The sequence below is a fragment of the Rhizobacter sp. P3_B12 genome, assembly GCF_056402895.1.
In genome coordinates this window covers 1-6,397 of sequence record NZ_JBFUGN010000295.1, presented here as the reverse complement: position 1 = coordinate 6,397, position 6,397 = coordinate 1, and the positions used below count along the sequence as shown (strand labels likewise).

The window sequence follows — 6,397 nt, the reverse complement described above, 5'->3', positions numbered from 1 at the left end:
GCATCAGGCGATGCCGCTCGTCCGGATCGGCCAGCGAGAAGTCTTCCCACCAGCGCGCCAGCTCGGCCTCGATCTCGCCGGCATCGGCGCGCAGCCGCAGGAAATCGAACGCGGCGCGAAAGCGCGGCTGCTCGACCAGCGTGAACGGGCCGTTGCCGGTGCGGCGCTCGAAGCGCGGCTGCATCAGCCAGATCTCGCGCATGTCGCCGGCCAGCTTGCCGCGGCCGGAGATGTCGCCGATGCGCGCATCGAACACCGCGTCGATCGCCTGCTGCAGCGCGGGGAACGGCGCCTCGCCGCCCTTCTTCAGGCGCAGCCAGCGGTCGAGCACCTCGTGCCACAGCATGCAGGCGAGCATGAAGCTCGGCGCCACCGGCTTGCTCTCGGCGACGCGGCGGTCGGTGTCGGCCAGCGCGAGCTGCACGAACTTCTGGCGCGCCGGGTGCTTCTGCGCATCGTCGAGCATCACGTCGAGGATCGGGAACAGCCCGCGCGCCGCGCCGGCCAGGCCCTGCTTGTGCAGCTCCTCGATGCTGGCCAGCGCGTGGCCGGTCTGCAGCAGCTTGATCATCTCGTCGAAGGTGCGCGAGGCCGGCACGCTGTCGAGCAGCGCGGCCAGCTCGCGGATCGGCGCGCGCGTCTTCGGGTCGATCGTGAAGCCGAGCTTGGCCGCGAAGCGCACGACGCGAATGATGCGCACCGGGTCTTCGCGGTAGCGGGTCACCGGATCGCCGATGATGCGCAGCACCTTCTTCTTCGCGTCCTTGATGCCACCGTGGTAGTCGACGACGACCTGGCGCTGCGGGTCGTAGTACATCGCGTTGACGGTGAAGTCGCGGCGCGCCGCATCCTCGATCTGCGGGCCCCAGACGTTGTCGCGCAGCACGCGGCCGGCCGCATCGACCGCATGGGTCTTGCCGGCCAGTTCGCTCTTCGAGGTCTTCTCGTTGCCGCTGACCTGCTCGGACGCCGCGGCGTCCATCATCGCGCGGAAGGTCGAGACCTCGATCACCTCGCTGAATCCACGATCCTGGCGCCCGCGGCCGAACACCACGTGCACGATGCGGAAACGCCGGCCGATGATGAAGGCGCGCCGGAACAGGCTCTTGACCTGCTCGGGCGTGGCGTTGGTGGCGACGTCGAAATCCTTCGGCCGCAGCCCGACCAGCAGGTCGCGCACCGCGCCGCCGACGATGTAGGCCTCGTAGCCGGCATCGGCGAGGGTCTGCACCACGCGCACCGCGTTCTCGTCGACCAGCGCCGGGTCGATGCCGTGCTCGCTGGCGGGGACTTCGACGCGCTTGCCCTTGGGCACCGCGATCGGGGTGCTGGATTTGCCCAGCAGCTTGTCAATGAACTTCTTGATCATTGGGTGAATAGTTGTAGTACACGCCAGCCTCGCCCGCGCGCCAGGGTTTCCAGCGTCGGCGAGGGATTGGTGGCCACCGGATCGGTGGCGCACTCCAGGAGCGGCAGGTCGTTCGGCGAATCGCTGTAGACGCTGATGCGTTCGAAATCCTGCAACCGATGCCCGAGGCCTGCCAGCCACTCGCGGGTGCGGGTCGTCTTGCCGTCTCGAAACGAAGGTGTTCCGTGGATCCGGCCCGTGATGTTACCCGTCGGGCCGCGCTCCAGCTCCACCGCGAGCAGATGKGGCAYGTCGAACGCCCGGGCGATCGGCGTCGTGACGAACTCGTTGGTGGCGGTGACGATGGCCACCAGGTCGCCGCGCGCCTGGTGGTCGCGCACCAGCGCGATGGCCGCCGGCAGCATCGCCGGGGCGATCACCTCGCGCATGAAACCGGCCTGCGCGGCCGCCAGCTCGGCCGCCGGGCGATCGCGCCAGGCGCGGGTCGCGAACTCGATGTATTCGTGGATGTCGAGGGTGCCGGCCTGGTACTGCACGTAGAAGGCATCGTTGGCGCGGCGGAATTCTTCCGTCTCGACCCAGCCCAGGCGCAGCATGTGCTCGCCCCAGGCATGGTCGGAATCGAGCGGGATCAGCGTGTGGTCGAGGTCGAACAGGCACAGGTTCATGACAGCCCGCCCTCCTCGCTGAGCATCTGCTTCAGCAAGGGCACCGTGATGCCCCGCTTGTGCGCGAGCGCGAATTCGTCGAGCCGGTCGAGCAGCTTCATCAGGTGCTTCAGGTCGCGCGAGAAGCGCGTCAGCAGGTAGTCCATCACGTCGTCGGAGAGGAAGATGCCGCGCCGGTCGGCCTCGCGGCGCAGCGCGCCCCGGGCCTCGGCCTCGCCGAGCGGCTCGATCGCGAAGATGTGCCCCCAGCCGAGCCGGGTGCGCAGGTCCTCGCGCAGCGGCAGGTCGATCGGCGGCACGCGGGCCGCCGCCGCCACCGGGATGCCGTGCGTCGTCGCCTGCACGAAGAGCGCGAACGCCGCCTGCTGGCCGGCCTCGTCGAGCGCATCGCAGTCGTCCAGCACGATCAGCATGTCGCCCTCGTCGAACAGCCACGGGAGGTCATCGCCCGCGGTGAACCAGCTGACGCGCCCGCCCTGCTGCTGCACCGAGCTCGCGAGCGCGCGCAGCAGGTGCGTCTTGCCGGCGCCCGGCGGGCCCCACAGCAGCACCGGCGCCGCCYGGCGGGTGAGCCCGCGCAGGTGGGCGAGTGCCAGCGCATTGCCGGCGACGACGAAGGTCTCGAAGGTGTGCGCCGGGTCGCTGGCAATCAACAAGGGCAGTTGGCGCATCGCCCGGTCACCCGCGGAACAGCTTGCTGTGGAGGTAGGCGGCGCGCACGCGCCCGGCCGCCACCGCCATCACCGCGCTGAGCGGCAGCGCGATCAGCACGCCGACGAAGCCGAACAGCTGCCCGAACGCGAGCAGCGCGAAGATCACCGTCAGCGGGCTCAGGCCGATGCGCTCGCCGACCAGGCGCGGCGTCAGGTAGACGCTCTCCAGCACCTGGCCCGAGCCGTACACCACCGCCACCGCGATCAGCCCGTAGGCGCTCGCGAACTGCAGCGTGCCGGCCAGCAGTGCCAGCACCAGCCCGAGCCCGAAGCCGAGGTAGGGAATGAAGACCGCCAGCCCGGTGAACACGCCCACCGGCACCGCGAGGTCGAAGCCGAACAGCGCGAGGCCGATGCTGTAGCAGACCGCGAGGATGCCCATCACCAGCAGCTGGCCGCGCAGGTACTGGCCGAGCACCGCATCGCATTCGTCCATGAAGCTGCGCACGCCCGGCTGCAGGCGCGGCGGGATCAGGCCCTCCAGGCGCGCCACCTGGTGCGGCCAGTCCATCAGCAGGTAGAACAGCACGACCGGGATCAGCACCGCGTTGCCGACGATCGCCAGCAGGAAGCTGCCGCCGATGCGCGCCGAGCTGAGCACCGTGCCGGCCCACTCCTCCATGTTGTCGCCCAGCCGCTGGACGATGAATTCCTTCAGGCTCGCGGTGTCGAGCTGCGCGTGGATGCCCACCTGGGCGAGCCACGGCGTCGCCCACTGGCTGAAGCGGTCGATCAGCAGCGGCACCTGCTGGCGCAGCAGCGGCAGCTCCTTCGACAGGATCGGCACGATCAGCAGCAGCACCGTCAGCACCAGCAGCAGCGCCAGCACCTCGACGCCCAGCACCGCCAGCACGCGCGGCACGCCGCGTGYGGCCAGCCGCTCGACCGGCGGGTGCAGCGCATAGGCCAGCACCGCGCCGACGATGAACGGCGTCAGCACCGGCGCCAGCAGCCACACCAGCACCAGCCCCACCAGGGCGATGGCGAGCCACGAAAGGGTTTGACGCTGCGCGGGAGAGAGTTGCATCGACGGTGTCGGTGATGCCGGCTTGCTCAGTTTTGAAAGCGAGACCCGGGGTGGGCGGTGCCGGCAGGAAGCGGCAAATTCTAAGGGCCGGGGCGGACGCGCCCCCAAACGGCCGGGATCGTTGCCAGGCCGGGGCCTGCTCTCACCCTCTCAGTGCAGGCGCCGCGGCCCGGCGCTGCGCAGCCGGGCCACGCGCGCCCGGATCGCCGTGCGGTCGGGCGCCGACGGCGCATGGGCCAGGTAGTGGTCCAGGTCATGCAGCGCCTCGTGGGTCATGCCGAGCTCGGCATGGGCGAGGCCGCGGTCGCGCCACTCCTCCCAGGCCTCGGGCAGCAGGATCACCAGCCGGTTCAGCACCTGCAGCAGGCGCGGCCAGTCTTCGCTGGTGCGGTGGATTTCCTTCAGGTTGCGCAGGATGCGGGCCAGCACGTCGCGCGCCGGCGCGGCCTGCAGGAACAGCCCGAGCGGCACGTCGAAATCGCCGACCAGGCCGTTGCTCTGGCGGTACGGCGCCAGCAGCTCGTCGAGTTCGTCGCGCGACAGCGAATGGCCGGTGAACGGATCGATCACCACCTCGCCCTGCGGCATGTGCAGCTTGACCAGGAAGTGCCCGGGGAACGAGACGCCGCGCGCCTGCAGGCCGATCTGCGTGGCCAGCTCGATGTACAGCACCGCCAGCGTGATCGGGATGCCGCGCCGCGTGCGCAGCACCGTGCCGAGGTGGCTGTTGCCGGGGTCGTAGTAGTCGTTGATGTTGCCGGCGAAGCCGAGGTCGCTGAAGAAGAAGTGGTTCAGCCGGCGCAGCCGCTGCAGCGGCACGGCATCGGCCGGGACGCGCTGCTTCAGGCGCAGCGCGAGCTGGTCGATCTCGGCCAGCACCGATTGGGCGTCGAGCCCGGGATCGTCGTCCTGGCCGATCGCGACGGCCGCCTCGGTCAGCGACAGGCTGGCGTCATCCGCCACCAGCGACGCGAAATACTCCAGCACGGTGGGCGCTTCGAACTGCAACGGACGGGCCATCCGGGCAGTTTAGCCTCGCCGTGCGAACTGTCTGGGGTTCAACCCGGTGGCGAGCAAGGTGCCGAAGTAGACGACGGCCGCACCGCCCAGGCAGGCCGCCAGCCACGCGGCCCGCGCGCCGTGCTGCTGGCCGAGCGCGATCCAGTCGAGCTTCAGCGATGCGTAGCCGAGCAAGGCGCCCAGCAGCGTGGTCGCCAGCAGCACCCGCCACGTGAAGCCCGCCCAGCCGGCCGACGGCGTGTAGCTGCCGGCGCGGCGCAGGCCGACGAACAGCCAGCCGGCATTGACCAGCGCGCCCAGGCCGATCGACAGGGCCAGCCCGGCATGGCCGAGCTGCGGCACGAACAGCAGGTTCATCAGCTGGGTCAGCACCAGCACGACCACGGCGATCTTCACCGGCGTGCGGATGTCCTGCCGGGCGTAGAACCCGGGCGCGAGGATCTTCACGCCGATCAGCCCCATCAGCCCGACGCCGTAGCCGCGCAACGCGAGCACGGTCTGCGCGACGTCCTCGGCCCGGAAGGCGCCGCGGTGGTAGAGCGATGCGACCAGCGGCGTCGTGAACACCAGCAGCGCCACCGCGCAGGGCAGCGCGAGCAGCAGCACCAGGCGCAGGCCCCAGTCGAGCAGGCCGGAGTAGGCCTCGGCATCGGCGCGGGCCTGCGCGCCCGACAGCTGCGGGATCAGCACCACGCCGAGCGCGACGCCGAGCAGCGCGGTCGGGAACTCCATCAGCCGGTCGGCGTAGGTCAGCCACGACACCGCGCCGACACCGACGTGCGACGCGATCTGCGTGTTGATCAGCAGCGACAGCTGCGCCACCGACACGCCCAGCAGCGCCGGCGCCATCTGACGCAGCACGCGGTGCACGCCCGGGTGGTGCCAGGCGGCGCGGATGCGCGCGGGCGTCATGCCGATGCGCGGCAGCTGGCCGATGCGCGCCAACGCGGGCAACTGCACCGCCAGTTGCAGCACGCCGCCGATCATCACGCCGACCGCCATCGCGTAGATCGGCTCGATGCCCCAGCGGCGGAACACCGGCGCCAGGCCCCAGCCGGCGCCGATCACCGCCAGGTTCAGCAGCACCGGCGATGCGGCAGGCACCGCGAACTGCTTCCAGGTGTTCAGCACGCCGGCGGCCAGCGCGACCAGCGAGATGAAGCCGATGTAGGGAAACATCCAGCGCGTCATGACGACCGCGCCGTCGAACTGCGCGAGGCCGGAGGCCATCAGCCAGACGATCACCGGCGCCGCGACCATGCCCGCCACGCAGGTGACGAGCAGCGCCCAGAACAGCACGGTGGCGACCGCATTGACCAGCAGGTGCGTGACCTCGTCACCCTCGCGGGTGCGGGTTTCGCCGAGGATCGGCACGAAGGCCTGCGCGAAGGCGCCTTCGGCGAACAGCCGGCGCAGCATGTTGGGGATGCGGAACGCGGCCTGGAAGGCGTCGGTCCAGGCGCCGGCGCCGAACATCGCGGCGACCATCAGTTCGCGGCCCAGCCCGGTGATGCGCGACGCCAGGGTCAGCAGGGAGACGACGGAGGCGGCACGCAGCAGGTTCATGGGGAAGGAGCAGGAAGGCGGGCGGATTATAGGT

The 6,397-nt window shown here is 70.5% G+C and carries 6 protein-coding genes; all 6 read right to left on the bottom strand.

Annotated features, from left to right (window positions below):
• Window positions 1-1,369 (bottom strand): polynucleotide adenylyltransferase PcnB (gene pcnB / locus AC1D01_RS16440; RefSeq protein WP_477868054.1); only part of this gene is annotated, 1,369 nt, incomplete at its 3' end.
• Window positions 1,366-2,037, bottom strand: a complete 672-nt coding sequence (locus tag AC1D01_RS16435; protein WP_477868052.1) for an HAD family hydrolase — start codon at window positions 2,035-2,037, stop codon at window positions 1,366-1,368. The genes pcnB and AC1D01_RS16435, both read right to left, overlap by 4 nt.
• Complete coding sequence (gene hda, locus AC1D01_RS16430; protein WP_477868050.1) at window positions 2,034-2,708, bottom strand: DnaA regulatory inactivator Hda; 675 nt, start codon at window positions 2,706-2,708, stop codon at window positions 2,034-2,036. Before hda ends, AC1D01_RS16435 begins: the two co-directional genes overlap by 4 nt.
• Window positions 2,709-2,715: 7 nt before the next feature.
• The gene (locus AC1D01_RS16425) at window positions 2,716-3,777 is read right to left on the bottom strand and encodes an AI-2E family transporter (RefSeq protein ID WP_477868048.1); all 1,062 of its coding nucleotides are present in this window, start codon (window positions 3,775-3,777) and stop codon (window positions 2,716-2,718) included.
• A gap of 150 nt (window positions 3,778-3,927) precedes the next feature.
• On the bottom strand, window positions 3,928-4,797 hold the full coding sequence (locus AC1D01_RS16420) for a SirB1 family protein (protein ID WP_477868046.1): 870 nt from the start codon (window positions 4,795-4,797) through the stop codon (window positions 3,928-3,930).
• Window positions 4,798-4,806: 9 nt separating this feature from the next.
• Window positions 4,807-6,363: a murein biosynthesis integral membrane protein MurJ gene (murJ, locus tag AC1D01_RS16415; protein WP_477868044.1), complete on the bottom strand. Its 1,557-nt coding sequence runs from the start codon at window positions 6,361-6,363 to the stop codon at window positions 4,807-4,809.
• Window positions 6,364-6,397 lie beyond the last annotated feature (34 nt).

What these genes read in the sequence shown, in the direction of transcription:
- AC1D01_RS16420 (WP_477868046.1), bottom strand. Translation starts at nt 4,797, where the DNA reads ATGGCCCGTCCGTTGCAGTTCGAAGCGCCCACCGTGCTGGAGTATTTC.
- murJ (WP_477868044.1), bottom strand. Translation starts at nt 6,363, where the DNA reads ATGAACCTGCTGCGTGCCGCCTCCGTCGTCTCCCTGCTGACCCTGGCG.